This is a genomic window from Mesorhizobium sp. M1428 (assembly GCF_040317515.1).
Taxonomy (GTDB): Bacteria; Pseudomonadota; Alphaproteobacteria; order Rhizobiales; family Rhizobiaceae; genus Mesorhizobium.
On sequence record NZ_JAMYKT010000013.1, the window covers coordinates 34,094 to 57,632 of the forward strand.

Annotated in this window: 18 protein-coding genes and 1 riboswitch; of the genes, 6 read left to right on the forward strand and 12 right to left on the reverse strand. The window is 63.4% G+C overall.

All coding sequences use genetic code 11. The features are described 5' to 3' along the window. Window positions 1–83: 83 nt before the first annotated feature. The 3 genes from thiQ to thiB form a co-directional block, all read right to left on the reverse strand. The gene (thiQ, locus tag NKG60_RS19105) at window positions 84–875 is read right to left on the reverse strand and encodes a thiamine ABC transporter ATP-binding protein (protein WP_352666196.1); all 792 of its coding nucleotides are present in this window, start codon (window positions 873–875) and stop codon (window positions 84–86) included. Next, complete coding sequence (gene thiP / locus NKG60_RS19110) at window positions 872–2,488, reverse strand: thiamine/thiamine pyrophosphate ABC transporter permease (protein WP_352865507.1); 1,617 nt, start codon at window positions 2,486–2,488, stop codon at window positions 872–874. Before thiP ends, thiQ begins: the two co-directional genes overlap by 4 nt. A 62-nt stretch (window positions 2,489–2,550) precedes the next feature. After that, complete coding sequence (gene thiB, locus NKG60_RS19115) at window positions 2,551–3,564, reverse strand: thiamine ABC transporter substrate binding subunit (RefSeq protein WP_352865509.1); 1,014 nt, start codon at window positions 3,562–3,564, stop codon at window positions 2,551–2,553. 43 nt (window positions 3,565–3,607) lie between these two features. Further along, a riboswitch (TPP riboswitch) is annotated at window positions 3,608–3,722 on the reverse strand. A 127-nt stretch (window positions 3,723–3,849) separates the two neighbouring features. On the opposite strand from thiB, the gene NKG60_RS19120 reads away from it, so the two are divergent. Genes NKG60_RS19120 through NKG60_RS19135 form a run of 4 tightly spaced genes read left to right on the forward strand, consistent with a single transcriptional unit; the run spans window position 3,850 to window position 6,915 of the window. Further along, entirely contained in the window at window positions 3,850–4,494 is a 645-nt protein-coding gene (locus NKG60_RS19120; protein ID WP_352666190.1) for a thiamine diphosphokinase, read from the forward strand. Window position 4,495: 1 nt separating this feature from the next. Then, window positions 4,496–6,316, forward strand: coding sequence for an ABC-F family ATP-binding cassette domain-containing protein (locus tag NKG60_RS19125; protein ID WP_352666188.1), 1,821 nt, complete (start codon window positions 4,496–4,498; stop codon window positions 6,314–6,316). A 57-nt stretch (window positions 6,317–6,373) separates the two neighbouring features. Continuing rightward, on the forward strand, window positions 6,374–6,616 hold the full coding sequence (locus NKG60_RS19130; RefSeq protein WP_352666186.1) for a type II toxin-antitoxin system CcdA family antitoxin: 243 nt from the start codon (window positions 6,374–6,376) through the stop codon (window positions 6,614–6,616). Further along, a complete protein-coding gene (locus tag NKG60_RS19135; RefSeq protein WP_352666184.1) occupies window positions 6,616–6,915 on the forward strand; it encodes a CcdB family protein in 300 nt (99 codons plus the stop codon). The genes NKG60_RS19130 and NKG60_RS19135 overlap by 1 nt, the downstream gene beginning before the upstream one ends. Before the next feature lie 31 nt (window positions 6,916–6,946). On the opposite strand, the gene NKG60_RS19140 is transcribed toward NKG60_RS19135, so the two are convergent. Continuing rightward, window positions 6,947–8,653 (reverse strand): hypothetical protein, encoded by a 1,707-nt coding sequence (locus NKG60_RS19140; protein WP_352865513.1) that lies wholly within the window; start codon window positions 8,651–8,653, stop codon window positions 6,947–6,949. A gap of 73 nt (window positions 8,654–8,726) precedes the next feature. Continuing rightward, window positions 8,727–10,025, reverse strand: coding sequence for an adenylosuccinate synthase (locus NKG60_RS19145; protein ID WP_023680654.1), 1,299 nt, complete (start codon window positions 10,023–10,025; stop codon window positions 8,727–8,729). Between the two features lie 315 nt (window positions 10,026–10,340). On the opposite strand from NKG60_RS19145, the gene NKG60_RS19150 reads away from it, so the two are divergent. After that, window positions 10,341–11,243, forward strand: a complete 903-nt coding sequence (locus tag NKG60_RS19150; RefSeq protein ID WP_352666181.1) for a DMT family transporter — start codon at window positions 10,341–10,343, stop codon at window positions 11,241–11,243. Window positions 11,244–11,328: 85 nt separating this feature from the next. Here NKG60_RS19150 and serA read toward each other — a convergent pair whose 3' ends face one another. The 5 genes from serA to glmM all read right to left on the reverse strand — a co-directional run bounded on the left by serA (window position 11,329) and on the right by glmM (window position 17,762). Continuing rightward, window positions 11,329–12,930, reverse strand: a complete 1,602-nt coding sequence (gene serA, locus NKG60_RS19155; protein ID WP_352666179.1) for a phosphoglycerate dehydrogenase — start codon at window positions 12,928–12,930, stop codon at window positions 11,329–11,331. Between the two features lie 68 nt (window positions 12,931–12,998). After that, window positions 12,999–14,174 carry a phosphoserine transaminase gene (locus NKG60_RS19160; protein WP_352865520.1) on the reverse strand — a complete coding sequence of 392 codons (1,176 nt, stop codon included), beginning with the start codon at window positions 14,172–14,174 and terminating at the stop codon, window positions 12,999–13,001. A 189-nt stretch (window positions 14,175–14,363) separates the two neighbouring features. Next, window positions 14,364–15,113: an outer membrane protein gene (locus tag NKG60_RS19165; protein ID WP_352975348.1), complete on the reverse strand. Its 750-nt coding sequence runs from the start codon at window positions 15,111–15,113 to the stop codon at window positions 14,364–14,366. 232 nt (window positions 15,114–15,345) lie between these two features. Next, window positions 15,346–16,185: an outer membrane protein gene (locus tag NKG60_RS19170; RefSeq protein WP_352666173.1), complete on the reverse strand. Its 840-nt coding sequence runs from the start codon at window positions 16,183–16,185 to the stop codon at window positions 15,346–15,348. A gap of 224 nt (window positions 16,186–16,409) precedes the next feature. Next, a complete protein-coding gene (gene glmM, locus NKG60_RS19175) occupies window positions 16,410–17,762 on the reverse strand; it encodes a phosphoglucosamine mutase (protein ID WP_352471193.1) in 1,353 nt (450 codons plus the stop codon). Between the two features lie 537 nt (window positions 17,763–18,299). Between glmM and NKG60_RS19180 the strand changes: the two genes are divergently transcribed. Continuing rightward, complete coding sequence (locus tag NKG60_RS19180; protein WP_352666171.1) at window positions 18,300–19,301, forward strand: hypothetical protein; 1,002 nt, start codon at window positions 18,300–18,302, stop codon at window positions 19,299–19,301. Window positions 19,302–20,027: 726 nt separating this feature from the next. On the opposite strand, the gene ftsH is transcribed toward NKG60_RS19180, so the two are convergent. Together ftsH and tilS are read right to left on the reverse strand one after the other, a co-directional pair. Next, on the reverse strand, window positions 20,028–21,953 hold the full coding sequence (ftsH, locus tag NKG60_RS19185) for an ATP-dependent zinc metalloprotease FtsH (protein ID WP_352975349.1): 1,926 nt from the start codon (window positions 21,951–21,953) through the stop codon (window positions 20,028–20,030). A gap of 105 nt (window positions 21,954–22,058) precedes the next feature. After that, window positions 22,059–23,522 carry a tRNA lysidine(34) synthetase TilS gene (gene tilS, locus NKG60_RS19190; protein WP_352865526.1) on the reverse strand — a complete coding sequence of 488 codons (1,464 nt, stop codon included), beginning with the start codon at window positions 23,520–23,522 and terminating at the stop codon, window positions 22,059–22,061. Window positions 23,523–23,539: the final 17 nt, after the last annotated feature.

Here is a 23,539-nt window from a genome sequence, read left to right on the forward strand (position 1 = left end):
GACCAACTCCTGGCGGACCTAGCCACACTACCTCGACCATGGCAAGCAAGCGCCGCTTCGCCTTGCGCCGGTTTGACCATAAATTATGTCCGCTTCCGGGCAACATCTCGTGATCCAGCCGCAAACGGACCCGAGCCGATATAGCGTCGGAATGCCTCCGGTCCAGCCTCGACGAAAAAATCGGCGGCGGCGCCCGTCGCGGCAACCGTGCCACCATCCAGGAAAACCATGTTTTGGCCGATACGGCGCGCATCGTCCGGCTGGTGCGTGACGAACAGCACCGTCATGCGCTGCTCCGAATGGACGTCGGCCACCAGGTCGAGCATGTCGTCGCGCAGTGCCGGTCCCAGCGAAGCGAACGGCTCATCGAGCAACAGCACCGGCCGGTCGCGCACCAGGACCCGGGCGAGTGCGACCCGCTGCCGCTCGCCGCCGGAGAGTTCGCGCGGCAGCCGGCTTTCCTTGCCGGAAAGGCCGACGCGCTTCAGCGCTGCGGAGATTGCGGCGCGGTCAGCCTCGCTCAGCCTGAGCGAAGGCGAACGGCCGAGCCCGACATTCTGCTCGACGGATAGATGGGCAAACAGGTTGTTTTCCTGGAACACCATCGATACCGGCCGCGCTGAAGGCGGCGCAGTGCTGACGTCGGCGCCGCCGATCAGCACGCGGCCCGACCGCGGCGCCTCGAAACCGGCCACCAGATTGAGTAGCGTCGACTTTCCCGACCCGCTCGGCCCCATGATGGCGGTGATTTCCGACGGCGGGAAATCGACATCGAATGTAAGCGGCGTTTCACCATAGCTGAACGAGACCTTGTCGAGCCGCACGGCTGCGCCTTTTTCCACCGAAATGGACCGTTCCGGGCTGATCGGCATCATGATTTCTCCCTCCTTCCCAGCCAGTCCGCGGCCAGCACCAGCGCCAGGCAGACAAGGCCGAGCAGCAGCGCCAGCCCGGCCGCATCCTCGGTGCGGTAACTGCCCATGCGCGCCAGCAGCAGATAGGGCAAGGTCTGCACGGAATCGCTGCCGAACAGCGCAATGACGCCGAGATCGCCGAGCGACAGCGCCATGGCGAAAGCAAAGCCGGTGGCTAGCGGCCGCCGCAGCGACGGCCAGTCGACCAGCCGCAACCGGTTCCAGCCCGAGATACCAAACTGTGCACAGAGCCGTTCGTGGCGTTCGCTTGCCGCGTCATAGGCAGGGCGGATGGCGCGGATGGCGAACGGCATCGCCATCACCGCATTGACCGCAACGACCATGACGGGGGCGATCGCAAAGACATCGCTGACGGTGCGCAAGAGCAGGAACCAGCCGGCGCCGATGACAATGGGCGGCACCACCAGGACGAACCCCGCACCGGTGTCGGCCAGATGTTCGAGCAGTGTCCGCCGGCCTGTCCGCCGGGTGAGCGCCAGCGCCCGGCGCGCCATGACCAGCGACAGCGACAACGCCACAGAGAGCATCGCCGACAGGAGGGAGAGCACGCCACTGGTCGCCGTCGCTTGCCGCACCGCGCTCTCGCCGGCCAGGCGGCCGAGATCGGCGCCAAGCCCGGCTGCCAGCGTCGCCGCCATCGGCCCGGCGACAAACAGCAATGCCAGCCCGATCACCAGCGCGTTCAGCACGGTCTCGGCCGCACCGGCTGAAAAATACCGGCGCGGCGCCACCGGCAGATTGGCGTCGCCGGTCACATTGGCGCCGAGCCGCGTCAGTGCCAGCACGACCACGAAGGTCAGCGCAATTTGCAACAAGGTCAGCGTCACCGCCCGCGCCGGGTCGAAGTCGAAACGCAGCGCCTGGTAGATGGCAACCTCCAGCGTCGTCGCGCTGGGTCCGCCGCCGAGCGTAAGCACGATGGTGAAGGAGGTGATGCACAGCATGAAAACGAGCCCGGCGATGCCCGGCAGGGCCGCACGCAGCGGCGGCCATTCGATCAGCCGAAAGGCCGGCGCAGCGCCCATGCCAAGCTGGCTCGCCAGCCGCCATTGGTTGGCCGGCACGGTCTGCAATGCTTCCAGGAACAGCCGCGTTGCCAGCGGCAGGTTGAAGAAGACATGGGCAACGAGGATGCCCGACAGGCCGTAGATGCCGGGCCAGCTCTGGCCGCCTAGCGCGCCCAGCGTGCCGGCAAAATACCCGGCACGGCCGTAGAGCGCCAGGACACCGAGTGCGGCAACAATGGCCGGCAGCGCCAGCGGCAGAGCGAAAAGCTGCAGGATAAAGCCTCGCCCGAGAAACTGTGGATGCCGCGACAGGGCGCGCGCGACGAACAGCGCCGGTGCAACGGAGAGCAGGGTCGAAAGGACTGCCTGCCAGAGCGTGAAACGGGCGACGCGCAAGAGATAGGAATCGAAAGCGGAGGCGGCGCCGGACGGGTCGCGTGTGGCTTCGACGACCAGCCCGGCGAATGCCCCGCCGATCAGCAGCGCGATGGCGGCGAGCGCGACGACGCCGGCAGTGACGCGGGAGTCAGGACGGCGAGCCTGCATTTCGCGCTACCCAGCTTGACGATGGGTGCGGTTGAGGTCGGGAACGAACACCATATGGAATCCTACTTGCTCATCGCCGCAAGCCACTCATCGACCCAGGCCTTGCGGTTGGCCGCGACTTCCTCCGGGCTGAACAGCAAGGTCTTGGTCGGTTTGACAAGCTTGTCGAACGCCGGGTTGAGCGGCTTGTCGGTCTTGCCGGCCGGGAACATCCAGTTGGTTTCGGGAATGACATCCTGGAATTTCGGTCCGGTCATGAAGGCAATGAACTTTTCCGCCAGCGGGTTCTTCGCGCCCTTGGTGGTGATCCCCGCAACCTCGATCTGCAGATATTCGCCCTCCTCGAAGGACGCCGCCTGGTAGCGCTCGGTGTTTTCGGCGACCATGTGGTAGGCCGGCGAGGTGGTGTAGGACAGCACCATCGGCGCCTCACCCTTGGTGAACAGGCCGTAGGCCTCGCTCCAGCCTGGCGTCACCGTCAGCACCTTCGCCTTGAGCTTGGCCCAGGCTTCGGGCGCCTTGTCGCCATAGACCGACTTGACCCACAACAGCAGGCCAAGGCCCGGCGTCGAGGTGCGCGGATCCTGGATGACGATCTTGTCGCCGGCATCGCCCTCGACCAATTCCCTGAGGCTTTTCGGCGGGCTCTTCAGTTTTTCGGTATCGTAGACGACGGCGAAATAGCCATAGTCGAACGGCACGAAAATATCGTCGCTCCAGGCTCCCGGGACGCTGACGCCCGACACGGCGCCGTGCGGCGAAAACAGGCCGGTTGCCTTGGCGTCCGCCGTCAAATTCGTGTCGAGGCCAAGCACGATATCGGCCTTGGTCGCGGCGCCTTCCAGCTTCACACGGTTGAGCAGCGCGACGCCGTCGGCGACCGAGACGAATTCAACGACGCAGCTGCATTCGGCCTCGAAGGCCTTCTTCACAGCCGGTCCCGGACCCCAATCGGCGGTGAAGCTTTCATAGGTATAGACCGTCAGCTTATCCTGTGCCGATGCCTGCCCCGGCAGGGCGAGCGCGGATGCCGCAAACAGGACAATTGAGACAAGAGAGTGGAAAAAACTGCGCATCGGCGCCTCCTTCGTTCGCGTTGAAAGGAATTGAGGCGTCGGGCTGTCCGAAACGTCTAATCCCTCCGCCGGTACAAACCGGATCAGGTTCAGCGGGTTGGCAGTCTTGCCTCTCAGCCGGTCCGCGAAAATCGCGTCCGGCACCCCGTTAGAGCGTTGCGACACATAGGCCCGGCCGAAGTGCTGCGCAAGCGGAAGTTTGCCGGGCATCCAAAGCCCAGCCTTCCGTTTCGTCTGCCGTTTCATCTTCCGTTTCCGGGGCAGGGCTGGTAAGGGCCACGAGATATGAGCACATTCACCATCCTGCTTGGCGGCGATCTCATCCGCACGCCGCTGCTCGACCGCCAGGTCGAAGGCTCGCGCGTCATCGCTGCGGATGCCGGCATCGGCCATGCCCGCATGCTGGGCCTGAGGCCGGAACTCTGGGTCGGCGATTTCGATTCGGTGCCTGCCGATTTGCCGGAGGATCTGGCGGCCGTGCCACGGCAGGTGTTTCCCGCCGAAAAGGACAAGACCGACGGTGAACTCGCTATCGCCGCCGCACTCGAACGCGGTGCGACCAGCCTTGTGCTCGCAGGCGCCTTCGGCGGCAAACGCACCGATCACATCTTCCTGCATCTGGCGCTGAGCATCCGGCTGGCGGAAGGCGGGACGGAAGTGCTTTTGACCAGCGGCGCACAGGAAGGCATTCCGTTGCTGCCGGGAAAGGCTCGCTTCGACTATGCCGACGGCACACTGTTTTCGGTGCTCGGCTTCTCCGATCTCGCCGGCCTGAGCGTCACCGGTGCCAAATGGCCGCTCGACCATGTCGAGGTCGCGTTCGGCTCGTCGCTGACCATTTCCAACGAGGTCAGGGGCCGGCTGGAAATCGCGCTGGCCAGCGGCCGCGCGCTGCTGCTCGCGCATCCTTTTCCCCTACCTGAAAGCTGACATGGCGCCGCCGCTTCTCAATCTCGACGGGATAAAGCTGACCTTCGGCGGCACGCCGCTGCTCGACGGTGCCGCCCTGACGGCCTCTGCTGGCGACAAGATCGCCCTGGTCGGCCGCAACGGCTCGGGCAAGTCGACGCTCCTCAAGATCGCCGCCGGGCTGATCGAGCCGCAGGACGGCGAAGTCTTCCGCCAGCCTTCGGCGACCGTCCGCTACTTGCCGCAAATTCCCGACATGGAAGGTTTTGCGACCGTCCGCGCCTATGTCTCGGCAGGGCTCGGACCCGCCGACGATCCCTACCGCGCCACCTATCTGATGGAGCATCTCGGCCTGACCGGCGAGGAGCGGCCGAACGACCTCTCCGGCGGCGAGGCGCGGCGCGCCGCCCTCGCCCGCGTCATGGCGCCGGAGCCCGACATTCTCCTCCTCGATGAGCCGACCAATCATCTTGACCTTTCGGTTATCGAATGGCTGGAGGAGGAGCTTGCCCGCACCTCCTCGGCACTGGTCGTCATCTCGCATGACCGTCGTTTTCTCGAGCGCGTGTCGCGCGCCACAATCTGGCTCGACCGCGGCCAGACCCGCCGTCTCGACAAGGGCTTTGCCTTTTTCGAGGAATGGCGCGACACGGTGCTGGAGGAGGAAGAGCGCGAGCAGCACAAGCTCGGTCGCCAGATCGTGCGCGAGGAGCACTGGCTGCGCTATGGCGTGACAGCACGGCGCAAGCGCAACATGCGCCGGCTCGGTGAGTTGCAGACCATGCGCCAGCGCTTTCGTGGTCATCGCGGCGCCGAGGGTGCGGCGACGATGACAGCCAGCGACGCCGCCGAATCCGGCAAGCTGGTGATCGAAGCCAAGAACATCGAGAAGAGCTTTGGCGATCTGACTGTGGTCAAGGGATTCTCGACCCGCATCCAGCGCGGCGATCGCGTCGGCCTGGTCGGGCCGAACGGCGCCGGCAAGACGACGCTGTTGAAGATGCTGACCGGCGAATTGAAGCCGGACGCAGGCACGGTGCGGCTCGGAACCAATCTGGAGATCGCCACGCTCGACCAGAAGCGCGAGGCCGTCGATCCGCAGGAGACACTGGCGCAGTATCTCACCGACGGTCGCGGCGAGAACCTCGTCATCAATGGCGAGCAGCGCCACGTCGTCTCTTACATGAAGGACTTCCTGTTCAAGCCGGAACAGGCGCGCACGCCGGTGCGCGAGCTTTCGGGCGGCGAGCGGGCACGGCTGATCCTCGCCCGCGTCTTGGCGCGGCCGGCAAACCTGCTTGTGCTCGACGAGCCGACCAACGACCTCGACATGGAGACGCTGGAACTGCTGCAGGAATTGGTCGCCGGCTTTGCCGGCACGGTGATCCTGGTCAGCCACGATCGCGATTTCCTCGACCGCACCGTGACCAGCATCATCGCGCCGGATGGCGACGGCCGCTGGATCGAATATGCCGGCGGCTATTCCGACATGCTGGCGCAGCGCGGCGGCACCAGGCTGGATGACCGCAAGGCGCGGCCGAAGGTAGAGACCAGCGAGGCGATGGCTGCAAGCAGGACCAACGCGGCCGCTCCCAAGGGCCCGGCCAAGAAACTGTCGTTCAAGCAGAAATTCGCGCTGGAAACCTTACCCAAAAAGATCGAAGCGGTGTCGGCCTCGATCTCGCGGCTGGAGAACAACATCGCCGATCCGGCCTATTACGAGCGCGACCCGGCCTCGTTCCAGAAGACGATTGCCGCGCTCGACAAGGAGCGCGTCACACTGGCAGCGCTCGAGGAGGAATGGCTGGAACTCGAGATGCTAAGGGAAGAGATGGAGGGATGACAGGTTGCATGCACGCTGATATGCGCCTACATTATGCGCATAAATGGGAGCGGCTCCATGCTTCAATCGAATCCAAAAACCCAGAGAAAGTCGGTTAATACATCGATCGACTCCCGATTGATCGAGGATGCCAAGGCGTTGGGCATCAATATATCCCGCGCTGCTGAAGAGGGCATCGCCAAGGCGATTTCGGCCGAAAAAGGCCGCCGGTGGCAGGAGGAAAACAAGGGAGCGATCGACAGTTCCAATGACTATGTCAGGCGCAACGGCTTGCCTTTGGCCAAGCACCGGCTGTTTTGATGGCGCGTTATGATTTCTATCAGAGTGCCGAAGACGACGGTTACCTTCTCGATGTCCAATCCGACCTTCTGGGACGGCTCGACACCAAGGTCGTCGTCCCGCTGATGCCCGCCAACAAGGCGCCAGTGCCGGGCCGCCGCTTAAACCCTATCTTCACAATCAACGGTAAGGACCATGTCATGGTCACTCAATTCATGTCAGCCTTGATGAGCGCCGAATTGCCCGTTGCCGAAGGAAATCTTTCTCGCCATCACGACGAGATCGTGAGCGCGCTCGACATGCTGTTCCAAGGCTTCTGAGCCAAAGAGGCGTTGGGCTGGCGAGCCGGCCTCACCCCGCCGTCTTTGTCTGCCAGGCCTTCAGCGCCTCATCGAACACCTTCTCGCCGGGAATGCCCTTTTCCATGGTGAGCAGCGCCCGCCGCCCGGTCTTGTAGACGACCGGCACGTCGATCCAGTCCTGGCCCCTGAGCAAGGTCAGATTGGCGTCTTCATCCGCCTTGGTATCGTTGAGCGCAACCAGGAAGAACCCGTCGGCGATCTTGGCCGGGATGCCGATCAGCGGACTGCCGGCATCCTGCTCGGACCCCTTCATGGCGACACGCAGGATGTTGTCGACGCCGCCGCCCTCGAAGCCTTCAGGCGTCAGGAAGATCATCTCGATAATATGGCTGGCCGGCAGCGTCTGGTCGGTGTTGCGACGGATCGTCATGCGCAACTGGATATCCTTGCCCGGAATGGTCGCTTCGGCCCTGATCGCCGGCTCGGGTGGCAAGTCGCCGCCGGGCGATTCCTGCACCAGTGACCAGACGATGTTGCCGGGCTCGGCCGAGCCTTGAGCGGTGCTGGTGCGCTCCTCGTAGAAGATCGCCTTCTGGCCGACGGCCAACGCGGCTTGCGGCGGAACTGCCGTTGGTGCCGCTGCCGGCGCGGGCGGCGGGGCAGCCGCTGTCGGGGGCGCCGCAGCATCGGCCGGCGCTGCTGCCCCATTGGCGGGCGGCGTTGCGGGAGTTGGTGCAGCGGAGCCATCGACCGCTGGAGCATTGGCCGTGGCTTGCGTATCGGCAGGTGCGGCCGGTGTCGGCGCGGCGGGTGCCGGGGTGGTCGGCGCTTGGGCGGCCGACGGCGGCGTGGTCAGTGCGGCGACGGATTCGCCTTCGCCGATGCCCGCCTGCCCGGCCGCGGGGCCAGGATCGACTTCGTGGCCCTCGGGCGTCAGGCGCTGCGTGAACTTCGCGCCTTCGCCGGCTTCCGTCGGCGGCGCGGCGGCCGGTACGGCCGCATCGGCCACCGGCTTGGCCGGGGCTGGTTTTACCAGCGGTTCGGTGGCGACGGCTTTGGTCTCGTCGAGGCCGAGCATGCTGCCGAACGCATCCTTGTTCAGCCAGATGCCATAGCCGCCACCGGCAATGACCAGCAAGGCAATGGCGGCGACGATCACGCCGCCATAGCTGCGCCTGCGCTCGGCGGGATGGAGCCGCTGGAACCTGTCCTCCGCGGGGCCGCCGTCGTTGGAAAAGTCGTCGCCCCGAAAAACGCCGTCTTGGTCATCGGCCGTCGGAATATCCATATTGGGCGGCGGCGGACCAGCGCGCTCCTGAGAAAGAGCGACGGGCTGCGGCTTTTGCCAGTTCGGTGCCGCCTTGGCGGGCGTAGGCTGCCATGCTGGCCCAGCCTTTGCTGGCTCCGTCTTTGCCGGCTCAGTCCTTGCCGGCTGCCATGGCGGCTCGGTCTTTGCCGGCTGCCGGACATGGCTGGACTGGTTCTTGTTGCGGTCGATGGAGGAGAAGATGTCCTCCAGTTCCGCCAGCGGGTCGGGTGGCGGCGCAGGCTTGGCGAAGTCCCGCTCGACTTTGGCGATGGCGTCTTCCAGCACACGCATCTGCCGGTCGACATCGGAAGGCGTCATCGTGGCCTTCTCTGCGAGTTGTTTCGCGATTGACGAACGGGCCTTGTCATAGACCCTGGCGCGCACTTCCGCCGACGGCTCACCGAGTTTATCGAGTGCCTTTTTCAGAATAGGAACAAAATCTACCATACGTCAGTCGACCTGCATTTGTTTCTGGGCCGGCCCCCGCAAATCAGCCGCAATGCCCGGAAAGGCTGAGAAACTAGTCTTGAAACGGATCGGTCACAAGTATCGTGTCGTCCCGTTCAGGGCTGGTGGAAAGGAGTGCGACCGGCGCGCCGATCAGCTCTTCGATGTAGCGGACGTATTTCACCGCCTGGGCCGGCAGGTCGTTCCAGCTGCGCGCGCCGGCGGTGGTGCCTTTCCACCCTTCCAGCGTCTCGTAAACCGGTTCGACGCGCGCCTGCGCGCCTTGGCTGGCCGGCAGGTAATCGATCGCCTCGCCGTCGAGGCGGTAGCCGGTACAGACCTTGATCTCGTCCAGCCCATCGAGCACATCGAGCTTGGTCAGCGCAATGCCCTTGATGCCGTTGACGGCGACAGCCTGGCGGACCAGCACGGCATCGAACCAGCCGCAGCGGCGCTTACGGCCGGTGACGACGCCGAATTCATGGCCGCGCGTGCCCAGGAACTCGCCGATCTCGTTCTTCTGCTCGGTCGGAAACGGGCCTTCGCCAACACGCGTCGTATAGGCCTTGGTGATGCCGAGCACATAGCCGATGGCGCCCGGGCCGACACCGGACCCGGCAGCGGCCTGGCCGGCAACGGTGTTGGAGGAGGTGACGAACGGGTAGGTGCCATGGTCGATATCGAGCAGCGTGCCTTGCGCGCCCTCGAACAGGATTCGCTCGCCGGCGCGGCGCTTGTCGTCGAGGATTTTCCAGACGCGGTCCATATAGGGCAGGATCTCGTCGGCGACCGAGATCAGCTCGCTCATGATCGCCTCATGCGTGACCTCGGCATGGCCGAGCCCGCGCCGCAGCGCATTGTGGTGCGTCAGCAGCCTGTCGACTTTCAAGGGCAGTGTTTCCAAATCCGCCAAATCCATCACCCTGACCGCGCGCCGGCCCACCTTGTCTTCATAGGCGGGACCGATGCCGCGACGGGTCGTGCCGATCTTCGTTCCAGAATTGGAAGCGGCGTCCTCGCGGAATCCGTCCAGCTCCCGGTGCAAGGACAGGATAAGCGCGGTGTTTTCGGCTATTTTCAGGCGGTCCGGCGTCACCTCGACGCCCTGCGCTTTCAATTTCGCAACCTCCGCGACGAAAGCGTGCGGATCGAAGACAACGCCATTGCCGATGATGGACAGCTTGCCTTGCCGCACCACGCCGGACGGCAGCAGCGACAGCTTGTAGACCTTGCCGTCGACGACCAGCGTGTGGCCGGCATTGTGGCCGCCCTGGAAGCGCACGACAACATCGGCGCGCTCCGACAGCCAGTCTACGATCTTGCCTTTGCCTTCATCGCCCCATTGCGAGCCGACGACCACCACATTGGCCATATTTCTTTTCCCTTGAGACGCCGCACGAGCAGCTTGAAACAGTTCGAAACGATAGGCCTCTATCGCATCGGCCCCCAAAATCGGAATCGATTTTCGGAAAAGCACGACGCGAGGATTAGAGCCTTCCGACGCGTAGCGTCCAATTGCACGCACGTCGCTCTATAGCGTCAAGACCCGGCGAGCGCGACCATTCTTTGCCGCCGAAAACGCTCCGAGGCACAACAATTTTCGCCTTTGACATCATTTACTTGCGCGAGCTGCCGCAATAGGCCCGCAACGACCGCGCATTTCTCTCTGCCTGGCCGGAATGTCACGATGCATCGAGCCGCCTACCTATTCCTGCTGTTCACCACCTTGCTGTGGGGCGGCAACTCCGTGGCCGGAAAGCTGGCGGTCGGTCATATCTCGCCGATGACGCTCGTCTTCCTGCGTTGGCTGCTGGCGGTTCTGATCCTGCTACCGATCGGCTGGGGAACGCTACGCCAAGACTGGCCGGTGGTGCGCAGGCACTGGTTGCTGCTTGGCGGGCTCGGCGCTTGCGGCTTCGCCTTCTTCAACACGATCTTCTACACGGCGCTCAACTACACCACGGCGATCAACGTCTCGATCGAGCAGGCGGCGATCCCGATCGTCATCATCATCGCCAATTTTGTGTTCTTTCGCCTGCGCGTCAATGGCGTGCAGGTCATTGGCGTCGTGCTGACCATCGCCGGTGTCGCGGTGACGGCGAGCCATGGCGATCCACGCCAGCTTCTCAGGCTGGATCTCAATTTCGGCGACGCGATCATGCTGGTCGCCGTGCTTTGCTACTCCTTCTATTCGGTGGGGTTGCGGCTGAAGCCGGTCATCCGCTGGCAGAGCCTGATGCTGGCGCTGTCGGTTGCCGCACTCATCACATCGCTGCCTTTCTTCCTGTGGGAGATTGCCGCCGGCAAGGTCATCGTCCCCGATGCCGGCGGCTGGGCGGTCGCGTTCTATACCGCCATCGGTGCTTCGGTCATCTCGCAGATCTTCTATATCAGAGGCAACGAGCTGATCGGCGCCAACCGAGCCGGCCTGTTCATCAATCTGGTGCCGATCTTCGGTACGCTGCTGTCGGTGCTGATTGTCGGTGAGACATTCCAGCTCTATCAGGCGCTGGCTCTCGCGCTGGTGCTCGGTGGCATCAGCCTCGCCGAATACAGCGGGCGGAAGATGGCGACATCCGCTGCTGAATGAAGTCGCTCGCCGCGACGTTCCACTGCGGATCCATCAACGACCGTGGAAGCGCCCCGCGTGCTGCTGCACACGGGGCGACCGAGTTTCAGGCTACGCCGACATCGAAATGCAGCCGCTTGGCGGAGTCGATCGACTTGTGCGAGCGCACCTGCGCCAACACGTTTTCCGGGAACGGCGCATCGAGATAGAGCAATGCAATGGCATCGCCGCCCGGCCGGTTGCGGCCGAGCTGGAAGTTGGCGATGTTGACGCCGTTCTCGCCGCAGACCGTGCCGAGCAGACCGATGATGCCGGGCGCGTCGGCATTGGTCGTGTAGAGCATGTGCTGGCCAACCTCGGCGTCGAGATTAATGCCCTTGATCTGGATGAAGCGCGGCTTGCCATCCGAGAAGCAGGTGCCGGCGATCGAGCGCGTCCTGTGCTCGGTCTTGACCGTCAGCTTGATATAGCCGTCGAACACGCCCGACTTGTCGCGCTTGACCTCGGCGACGATGATGCCGCGCTCCTTCACCATGATCGGCGCCGACACCATGTTGACGTCGGAGACCTGCGGCCGGATCAGCCCGGCAAGGGTGGCGCTGATCAGCGCGCGCGTGTTCATCGTCGCGGTCGAGCCGTCGAACAGTATCTCGACCTCCTTGATCGGATCCTCGGTGACCTGTCCGACAAAGGCGCCGAGCACTTCGGCAAGCTTGACGAAAGGTTTCAGCCGCGGCGCCTCTTCGGCGGTGATCGACGGCATGTTGATGGCGTTGGAAACGGCGCCCTTGATCAGATAGTCGGACATCTGCTCGGCGACGTGCAGGGCGACATTCTCCTGCGCTTCGGTGGTCGACGCGCCGAGATGCGGCGTCGCCACGACATTTTCCATGCCGAACAGTTCATTATACTCCGCCGGTTCGACCTCGAACACGTCGATGCCGGCGCCTGCCACCTTGCCGCTTTTCAGTGCCGCGATCAGGTCGGCCTCGACGACCAGCCCGCCACGCGCGCAATTGATGATGCGCACACCGGTCTTCATTTTGGCGATCGCCGCGGCGTCGATGATGTTGCGCGTCTTGTCGGTCAGCGGTGTGTGCAGCGTGATGAAGTCGGCGCGGGCGAACAGCTCGTCGAGCTCGACCTTTTCGACACCAAGCTCCTCGGCGCGGCTGTCCGACAGGAATGGATCGAAGGCGATGACATGCATCTTCAGGCCGACGCCGCGCGTAGCGACGATCGAGCCGATATTGCCGCAGCCGATGATGCCGAGCGTCTTGCCGGTGATTTCGACACCCATGAAGCGGTTCTTTTCCCATTTGCCGGCATGGGTCGAGGCGTTGGCCTCCGGTATCTGGCGGGCCAGCGCGAAGATCATGGCGATCGCATGCTCGGCGGTGGTGATCGAATTGCCGAAGGGCGTGTTCATCACGATGATGCCCTTGCGGCTCGCCGCCGGGATGTCGATATTGTCGACGCCGATGCCGGCGCGGCCCACGACCTTCAGCCTGGTCGCGGCATTGATCAGCTTCTCCGTGACCTTGGTCGCCGAGCGGATGGCCAGCCCATCGTACTGGCCGATCACTTCGAGCAGTTTTTCCTTGTCCTTGCCGATATCCGGCAAATAGTCGACCTCGATGCCGCGATCCCTGAAGATCTGCACGGCGGTGGTGGAAAGTTTGTCTGAGACGAGAACGCGGGGCGCCATGGCGGCCTCCTTCAATTAGGATTTGATCCGTTTGGGGGTGGGCGGCCCGAGAGCCGCCACAGGAAAACTCAGGCGGCTGCCTTCAGCGACGCCTTTTGCGCGGCAAAGGCCCAGTCGAGCCAGGGCAGCAGCGCTTCGAGATCGGAGGTCTCGACTGTCGCGCCGCACCAGATGCGCAGCCCGGGCGGTGCATCGCGGTAGGCGCCGATGTCATAGGCGACGCCTTCCTTGTCGAGCGCCGAGACAATTGCCTTGGCGAACGCAGCCTGTCCGTCGGCGTCGAGTGCAGCGACTTGCCGGTCGGTAAAGGAAAGGCAGACCGATGTGTTCGAACGCGTCGCCGGATCGACGGCAAGATGGCCGAGCCAGGAAGATTTCCCGACAAAGCGATCGAGAACAGCGGCATTGGCATCCGCTCTGGTGACCAGCGCGTCGAGGCCGCCGATCGACTTCGCCCAACGCAGTGCGTCGAGATAGTCTTCGACGCACAGCATCGACGGCGTGTTGATGGTCTCGCCCTTGAAGATGCCTTCGATCAGCTTGCCGCCCGAGGTGAGGCGGAAGATCTTCGGCAGTGGCCAGGCCGGCTTGTAGCTTTCCAGACGCTCGACGGCGCGCGGGCTGAGGATCAGCATGCCGTGCGCGCCCTCACCGCCCAGCACCTTCTGCCAGGAGAAGGTGACGACGTCGAGTTTCTGAAAATCGAGCTTTTGCGCAAAGGCCGCCGAAGTGGCGTCGCAGATGGTCAGGCCCTTGCGGGCGGCCGGGATGAAATCGCCGTTCGGCACGCGCACGCCCGACGTCGTGCCGTTCCAGGTGAAGACCACGTCGCGATCAAAGTCGATTTTGGTCAGGTCGGGCAGTGCGCCGTAATCGGCCTCTAACCTGCGCACATCGGCGAGCCTCAGCTGCTTGACCACATCGGTGACCCAGCCGGAGCCGAAGCTCTCCCAGGCGACCATGTCGACGCCGCGTTCGCCGAGCAGCGACCACAGCGCCATTTCGACCGCGCCGGTATCCGAGGCCGGCACGATGCCGATGCGGTAATCCGCCGGAACCTGGAGTATTTCCCGCGTCAGCTCGATCGCTTGTTCGAGCTTGGTCTTGCCGATCTTGGCGCGGTGCGAGCGCCCGAGCGCGGCATTTTTGAGCGCCTCGACCGACCAGCCGGGGCGTTTTGCACAGGGACCTGAGGAAAAATTGGGATTTGCAGGACGGAATCCAGGCTTCGTATGCGTCGTCATCGTGGTCTATCCTTCCAGATAGTGGCCCCTCGTTGGGGAGGGGTGGCCCACGGACGGCGATATGCGTTCAGGCTTTCGGCGTCAAGGGGAAAGTTTTTGTCGCTGTCGGGATATTGCCAGCGCCCGGGGCGAAAATGCAAACGGCGGGCCTACGACCCGCCATTGTCAACGCCTCGGCTTCGATCGAGCCTACCAGAGGTCGTAGCGTAGTCCGACTTTGACTTGATGATTGTTGATTCCTTTGCGGATCGGAAAAGAAGTCAGGCTCTCGGCAGTCACATATTCGGCGTCTGGCGCGGAAAAATACTGATAGCCCAGATCGACTGAGACGTTCTTGGACACCTGGTAGGCAAGGCCGGCATTCAGCGTGTAGGCGAAGGAATATTGGGTCTTGTTGTCACGCAGGACGAAATCGTCGGCGGGGTTGGCGTTGTCGGTGAAGTAGCTCGCCGAGAGGCGACGCTTGCTCTGGACGACACCGACACCAGCGCCGAGATAAGGTGTGATTCCGACATAGGTGCCAAGGTCGACATAGCCATTGAGTATGCCTGAGAAGGCATAGTTCTTCAGGGTCGCCGATGCCACGGTCGTTCCGTCGTTATAGCCGACGTCGATCTTGTTGCCGGGAAGATAGCCGACATTGAGATCGGCGCGCAGATAGTCATTGAAATGATAGCCGAAGCCAATGCTGGCGAAGATGGGATCTTCCTTTTCGTCGAAGCTCGCGGGCGTGAAGGCGAAATGCTCATCCTTGAAGCTCTTCTGCACCAGATAGGAGACATCGCCGCGCAGATACCATCCCGAGCCAACCTCGACCGGTACATAGTCGGGCGCCTGGTCGACATAGACCGGCGGTTCGTAATCGGCGCCAAGCGCCGGCGTCAGCGGCATCAGGACGACTGCTGCAAGCGCCAGAGCTACAGGCGATTTGAATGTCATGGTCCTCGGCTCCCGAACTTGGCGCATTCGCGATCGCGCGCCGTTTCAAGGAGCATTGTTAACCATAGTGGTTAAGTGCGGGTTAAGGATAACAAGGCGTTAGCAATTGATTTGATCCGCTTTCGCCCCTCGAGCTGGACGGTGTTACAGAACAACGCAGCATCTTAGGCAGCCAAACGAAACCGCCCGGCATCAGCCGGGCGGTCGATAAATTCCTCGATTTCAGAAACAACTACTTCGTGTAGACGGGCTCGGGTTCCGGCACGTAAGGCTCCGGCGGCGCGCAGTCCGACCTGCCGAACTGGTAGCGCAGGCCGCCGCGCACTTCGTGCACATTGATGCCGCGGTCGTAGCCCGGGCCAACATTGCTATCCGAAGCGTAGTCGAACATCTTGCCGCCATTGATGTGGCTGAAGCGGTAGCCGACGTCGAGTTTGACGCGGTCGGTCAGGCAGTAGGAGGCGCCCGCCATGGCAGCATAGGCAAAACGCCAGCCTTTGCCGCCATGATGCTCGAACTCGCCGTCATCGTCGACGTTGTGGAGTGTATCCCACTTAACCCAGGCGCCGCCGATGCCGGCACCGACATAAGGCGTGACGCCATGCCAGGTGCCGATGTCGACATAGGCGTTGGCCAAGAGCAGCAGCGCTGAATAGGACGAGGTGTCGACGGATGTGCAAGGGGTTTGTAATACGCCGCAGAAGCCGTTGGTCGAGCCGCGGAATTTGGATTTGCTCATCCAGTCCAAGGTAAGATCGGTGCGGAAATGCTCGTCGATCTGGTAACCAACACCGCCGCCGGCCGAAAAAGCGCCATCCAGCTTGCCTGTATCGAACTTGCCGGGATTCTGGGGCGCTACACCGTAGGTGATGTAGTCGCCACCACGAAACTTCGACCAGTGATAGTCGATGTCGCCACGGATATACCAGCCGCCAAAGTCGGCCGGCTGCTCGTAGGCAACCGGTGGCGGCGCCTCCTCGACGACGGGCGGCTCGACGAAATCGGCGGCGAATGCCGGCCCGGCGCCGGCAAACAGCGCGGCCAGGAGAGCCATTCTTGCTGTGTTGAACATGCTTATCACCCCTGAGACCCCTCGAACGGCGAACGCGCCCGAAATGTGATTGACCTCAGTTGTGGATAATGAATCGGAAAGGTTAAAAGGCGTTTAACCGTATTGATTAACCACGAATCGCTAAAATTCGAGCATCTGGCGGCCGTTGCTGCAGGCGGTGCTGGCCGCGACCCAATCAAAAGCCCGCCGGCAAGGCGGGCTTTTGAACCGATGTTGGAGGGAGATCAGGCGGCGCTGCGCGTTTCCGAAATGACCTCGACGATGTCGTTGACCACGGACTCGACAAGCTGCGGGTCGTCGCCCTCCGCCATGACGCGGATGAGCGGCTCCGTGCCGGAAGGCCGGATGACCAGGCGTCCGGCCTTGCCGAGGCGATTGCGCGCATCTTCGATCGCCGCCTTGACCGGCGCCTCCTCCAGCGGCTTGCCGCCGGAAATATGCACATTCTTCAACAGCTGCGGCACCGGCTCGAACTTCTTCGACAGTTCGCTGACCGGCCGGTTATGCCGCTTGATGCAGGCGAGTACCTGGAGCGCCGAGACGAGGCCGTCGCCAGTGGTCGAGAAATCGGACAGCACGATGTGGCCCGACTGTTCGCCGCCGACATTGAGCCCATGGGCGCGCATGTGCTCGACGACATAGCGGTCGCCGACCTTGGTGCGATGCAACTGCAGGTTCATGTCGCCGAGGAAGCGTTCGAGGCCGAGATTGGACATCACCGTCGAGACGACGCCGCCGCCGGCCAGCCGTCCGCTCTGCTGCCAGGACTCGGCGATCAGCGCCATGATCTGGTCGCCATCGACGATCGCGCCGTTCTCGTCGACGATGACGACACGGTCGGCATCGCCGTCGAGCGCAATGCCGATATCGGCGCGCACCTCGTGCACCTTCTTTTGCAGGCCGGCCGGATGAGTCGAGCCGCATTCCTTGTTGATGTTGAAGCCGTTGGGCTCGACATTGATGGCAACGACCTCGGCGCCGAGTTCCCACAGCGCGTCGGGCGCCACCTTGTAGGCGGCGCCATTGGCGCAATCGACGACGATGCGCAGGCCCGACAGCGACATCGAGCGCGGCAGCGTGCGCTTGGCGAATTCGATATAGCGGTCATGCACGCCGTCGACGCGTTTGGCACGGCCGAGCCCATCGGAATCGGCGAGCGCCAATTCGATATCCTTGTCGAGCATCCCCTCGATACGCTCCTCGATCTCATCGGACAGCTTGTAGCCATCGGGGCCGAACAGCTTGATGCCGTTGTCGTAATAGGGGTTGTGCGAGGCAGAGATCATCACGCCGATATCGGCGCGCAGAGAGCGCACCAGCATGGCAACAGCCGGCGTCGGGATCGGGCCGAGCAGGAAGACATCCATGCCGGCGGCGCACAGGCCGGATACCATCGCGTTCTCGATCATGTAGCCGGAAAGCCTGGTATCCTTGCCGAGCACGACGCGGTGGCGGTGGCTGCCGCGCTGGAACGAGAGGCCGGCGGCCATGCCGACCCGCATGGCGACCTCCGCCGTCATTGGAAACTTGTTGGCTCGCCCACGAATGCCGTCCGTGCCGAAATAATGTCCTGCCATGTTCGCCAGCTTCCCGATGGTTCTTTCCGAGCATCTCATGCCATAAAATGGCCCAAGCCCCGTCATCACATTGTATGATTATGGACGACCAATCCTTAGAAAATTGTTGTTTTGTGTGTTTTGCGTCACGCTAGTGTGTTGATTTTCAAGTTCCGAGCCCTTGTTGCGGCAGCAGCATCAGAAACGTCAACTCAAACCTCATCTGGATCCTTTGGTCTGTGGCAGTGTGTGGCCTTGAACCCGAATCCGCATCGTGCTGCTCCAGAAAGCGGTAGGCTCAGGTTCGCCGCACCCGCCGATTTGACTGGCTGTCATGCGACGCAGTGCCCTCGCTGGGAACCAGCCATAGGCGCGCTTTCCTTGCAATGCACCCGGACGAACTTGGCTGGGAGGCAGTCCCGGCAACGAATTCATCACCTTAAAGAAAAGAATGCACTTCTAAATTTGTCTCTACGCTACTTAGCATCTGGCGCAACCAGCCGTTGAGCGCTATTGCTGCACTGGGACATATCATGAACCGCCGTAGGGAGAACAAGCATGCTCATCCATCGACTTGCCACTTTGACGGGTCTTGCCGTCGCGACCTTATTCCTGGCGGCGCCTGCCAATGCGCTGACCATGGCCGAGTGCAGCACCAAGTATAACGCGGCCAAGGATGCGGGAACGCTTGGCGGGCAGAACTGGAACCAGTTCCGCAAGGCCCAATGCGGCACCGATGCCACCGCCGCTACGACCGACACCGCGCCAGCCAAAGCCGCAGCCAAGGCCACTGACACGACCAAGGCAGCCGCCGGCGACGATGCGGCGCCGGGCCTGACGGCGAAGGAGTGCAGCACCAAGTACCAGGCGGCCAAGGCTGCCGGCACGCTCAACGGCATGAAGTGGAACGATTTCCGCAAGACCCAGTGCGCCGCCGGCGCGACGGCAGCCGCACAACCCGCCGCCACGACCAAAGCAGCGGCGGCCAGCAGCGATGACGCGGCGCCTGGGCTGACGGCCAAGGAATGCAGCACCAAGTACCAGGCCGCCAAGGCTGCCGGCACGCTCAACGGCATGAAATGGAACGACTTCCGCAAGAGTGAATGCGCCGCCGGCGCAACTGCAGCCGCACAGCCTGCCGCGGCACCTGCCAAGGCGACGACAGCCGCCGCGACCGATACCGGCAAAGGCCTCAGCATGGCGGATTGCAGCGCCAAATATCAGGCTGCCAAGGCCGGCAACACGCTGAACGGCATGAAGTGGAACGACTTCCGCAAGAGCCAATGCGGCGCCGGCGCAGCCGACGACGACACCCTGCCGGCTCCCGATGCCAAGTACACCGGCGATCCGCAACCGCCGACCATCACCGCCCCCCAGGGCGTGAAATTCCCGACGGCGATCTCCAAGAAGTATGCAACCGAGACCCCGGCCAAGGGCCGCATGCACACCTGCCTCGACCTCTATTACGCCAACAAGGACGCCAACACGCTGGGCGGCCTCAGGTGGATCCAGAAAGGCGGCGGCTTCTATAGCCTCTGCAACGCCAAGCTGAAGAGCTGACCGGCGCCACCATCCGACGACATGAGCCCGCGAGCCGCAAGGTTCGCGGGCTTTTTTGTTGCTGCCGACTCCAAGGAGAGGCCCTGCGTTGCAAAGTGGCATCGTCGATGACGCTGCCAATCTCCCCCTCGTGGGGGAGATGCCCGGCAGGGCAGAGGGGGGCGCGAAGGAAACCTTTAATTTGTTTTCTCTGATGGAGATCAGATCAGTTGTGGCGTGGCTGCGATACGTTGGCAGGTCGGCGGGACAGCGCCCCCCTCTGTCCTGCCGGACATCTCCCCCACAAGGAGGGAGATTAGCCATCATGTCGGCTTTCGCCAATCGCCAACGTTGGCGCAAGGTTGCGGACCTAATCGAAAGGTGCCTGAAACAAAAAACCCGCCTCGGCGGGCGGATCGTTGGAGCCATTTGGCACCATATCCAAATTAGTAGCATAGCTGCCGGCACAAAGCAAGAACAAAATGTGGCGCCGCCGGTAGAAACTGCGAATTTCCTTGACCGCCACGCCTCGTCGATCGTCCCGAAGTCGTCAACGATAGAAGGCCGCGTTCCTTCGCGCCCCTCTCTGTCCTGCCCTCTTTGCGACCACTTGGCATCTCCCCCAGGAGGGGAGATTGGCCGTCATCGTCACTTTCGCCAATTCAAGCGAAGGGTCGCATTCCCCCAAAAGAAAACGCCGCGGTTAGAGCCGCGGCGTTTCGAAGTCGACCTGTCCTGGGCCGGAGCCTAGCTTGACGGCTGGGGTTCCATGCCGCCTTCGGGCTCGGGGCCTTTCTTGCGGCGGCCGGACTTCGGCACGGCCGAGCCGCGGCTCGGCGGTGTGTCGTCGCCGAGGTCGCGTGCGGGCTTGTTGCCGGCGATCAGCTGCTTGATCTCCTCGCCGGACAGCGTCTCGTATTCGAGCAGGCCCTGCGCCAGCGCGATCCATTCCTTCTTTTTCTTGGTCAGGATGGACCTTGCCGTCGAATAGGCCTCGTCGATCAGCCGGCGCACTTCGGCGTCGATGATCTGCGCCGTCTCTTCCGAGATGTTCTGGGTGCGCGCCACCGAATGGCCGAGGAACACCTCCTCCTGGTTGTCGCCATAGGCGACATGGCCGAGCTTGTCGGAGAAGCCCCAGCGCGTCACCATGGCGCGCGCCAGTTTGGTCGCCTGCTCGATATCGGAGGAGGCCCCGGAGGTGATGTTCTCCTTGCCGAACTTGAACTCCTCGGCGACACGGCCGCCCATCATGATGGCGAGACGCGAGATCATGTATTTGTAGCTCATCGAATAGCGGTCGCCTTCCGGCAGCTGCATGACCATGCCGAGTGCCCGGCCGCGCGGGATGATGGTCGCCTTGTGCAGCGGATCGGCCGACGGCACGTTGAGCGCCAGGATGGCGTGGCCGGCCTCGTGATAGGCGGTCAGCTCCTTCTCGGCCTGCGTCATCGCCGACGAGCGGCGCTCGGCACCCATCATGATCTTGTCCTTGGCGTCCTCGAATTCGGCCATGGTGACGAGGCGCTTGTTGCGCCGCGCCGCCATCAGTGCGGATTCGTTGACCAGGTTCATCAGGTCGGCGCCGGAAAAGCCCGGCGTGCCGCGCGCGATCACCTTGAGGTCGACATTGGGCGCCAGCGGCACGTTGCGCACATGCACTTTCAGGATCTTCTCGCGGCCGACGATGTCGGGGTTCGGCACCACCACCTGGCGATCGAAGCGGCCCGGCCTCAGCAGCGCCGGATCGAGCACGTCGGGCCGGTTAGTAGCGGCGATCAGGATGATGCTTTCGTTGGATTCGAAGCCATCCATCTCGACCAGCAGCTGGTTCAGCGTCTGCTCGCGCTCGTCATTGCCGCCGCCGAGGCCGGCGCCGCGATGGCGGCCGACCGCGTCGATTTCGTCAATGAAGATGATGCAAGGCGCGTTCTTCTTGGCCTGGTCGAACATGTCGCGGACGCGGCTTGCGCCGACGCCGACGAACATCTCGACGAAGTCCGAGCCCGAAATGGTGAAGAACGGCACGTTGGCTTCACCGGCGACCGAGCGGGCGAGCAGCGTCTTGCCGGTTCCGGGAGGACCGACGAGCAGCACGCCGCGCGGGATCTTGCCGCCGAGCCGCTGGAATTTCTGCGGGTCGCGCAGGAACTCGACGATTTCTTCCAGATCTTCCTTGGCTTCGTCGACACCGGCGACGTCCTGGAAGGTGACGCGGCCGTGCGCTTCGGTCAAAAGCTTGGCCTTCGACTTGCCGAAGCCCATGGCGCGGCCGGAACCGGACTGCATCTGGCGCATGAAGAATATCCAGACGCCGAGGATGAGGATCATCGGCAGCCAGGAGATCAGGGTACCGAACAGCGAATTGGAGCCGTCGGATTCAGGACGCGCATTGATGGTGACGTTCTTGTCCTGCAGCCGCGAAACCAGCGACGGGTCCCCAGGCGAATAGGTCTGGAAGCCGTTGGAACTGTCCGTGTAATTGCCGGAGATACGGGCGCCGGCGATGGTCACCGACTTGATCCGTCCCGCCGCGACTTCCTGCAGGAACTGCGAATAGGGGACATCGCTCGAGGCTCCACGCGTCTGCGGCGTCTGGAAAAGGTTGAAGAGAGCGATGAGCAGGACCGCTATGATCCCCCAGAGCGCGAGGTTGCGATAATTCGGATTCATCAATTGTCCCGTTGGCGCCGCTGGGCGGACACGCGTCGTGAGAGGAAACTTGGCCCTAACATAGGGAGAGCGTCTCCCCTTGCCAAGCATAACAGCAGGTCTCGGTTAAGCTTTCGGCCGTGGTAGGTCGGCACTGTGGCCACCGAATGGCGAGGCTGGAACCGGCGCCGCGCCAAGCAAGGCGGCGACGGCATCGGCCGGCGCCAGATCGAAGGACGGCAGGAAACGGGCGAAGGGCGCGACTGCCGGATATGCGGCGACAGCCGCCGGCATCGGGCCTTCCCCGGGCAAACCCGCGCCTTCCCCAGGCAGACCAAGGCATTCGCCATCCCGCCATAGCGCCGGCTCGGCGGCCAAGGCGGCACGTACAAGGCTTGCCGGCGTGCCACGCCCTTCAATTGCCCGCTTTGCGGCAAGAGCCGTCCCGAGCGGTGCTACCAACAGCGGCGCGATCAACAATGCACCTGAACTGTCGCCCAATGTGATCCGTCTGCGGCCGTCCCAAAGGGCGTTGTCGGAAACCTCGATAGCGGGCGGCAGATCGCGCAATTCGCGATGCAGAAAGATACCGGTACGCCGGGCATCGACCACGGTCCGCGACAATGTGGCACAAAGCGGCCCGGTGCGGAGCCGGCCGAAAACGGCTTGGCTGCGGGCCTGGTCGGGAAGGAAGGCGGTGCCGCCGGTCGCCGCCAGCAGGATACGCAGCGCATAGATGGCCGCCCGGCTGTCGGCGGCCGTCGCAAAATCCCGATCGAGGCGGATGAGGCCGGCGGCCGGCCTGGAGGCCAAGCTGCGGATCAGCATGGCCGCGCGATGTCCCAGCTGCTCACGCTCGACCGCCGCCTTTGTGGCCAGCGCCATCGCTTCAGCCACGCGAGGCGCACCATCGCCTTCGGCAAGTGCTGCGCGGACGCGCGGCCGCTCGAAAGCGGTGTCGGCATTGGTCGGATCTTCGATCCAGGCAACCTGTTCACGCCGCAGGAATTCGCGCAGCTCAGCACGCCTTACGCCGAGCAGCGGCCGTACGATCCAGTGCCGCCAGTCGTAGAGCGTTGCCGGCGCCATGCCGGCAAGGCCCCGCCCTTCGTCGCGCGGCCCGTCGTCGCTCTGTCCTGCGTCACTTGGCGCCCGATCACTTGGCCACTCGTCACGCGCTTGCCGCATCAGCACGGTCTCGGCCTGGTCGTCGGCGGTGTGGCCGGTCAGGATCAGGCCAATGCCTGCCGCTTCGGCGGCCTCGGCGAGCAGCCGGTATCGCGCTTCGCGCGCGGCGGCGGGCAGGCCGGTCGATGGTTTGTGCCCCGACCAGGCGAGGATGCGATGGGCAATGCCGCGCGCCGCGCACAGCCTGGCCACGGCTTGCGCTTCCGCTGCCGCTTGCGGCCGCAATCGATGATCGATCGTCACCGCCAGCAATTTGGTTGCCGGGGCGTTGCGGTCGAGATGAGCTTTGAGGAGGAGGAGAAGGGCGGTCGAGTCGCTGCCGCCGGACACGGCCGCTACAGCGCCGTTGGAAAAGTCGATCCGCGAAAAATCCGAAAGGTCAGGTTCGGTGTCGAGCGTCATGCATGTCGCCCAAAAGT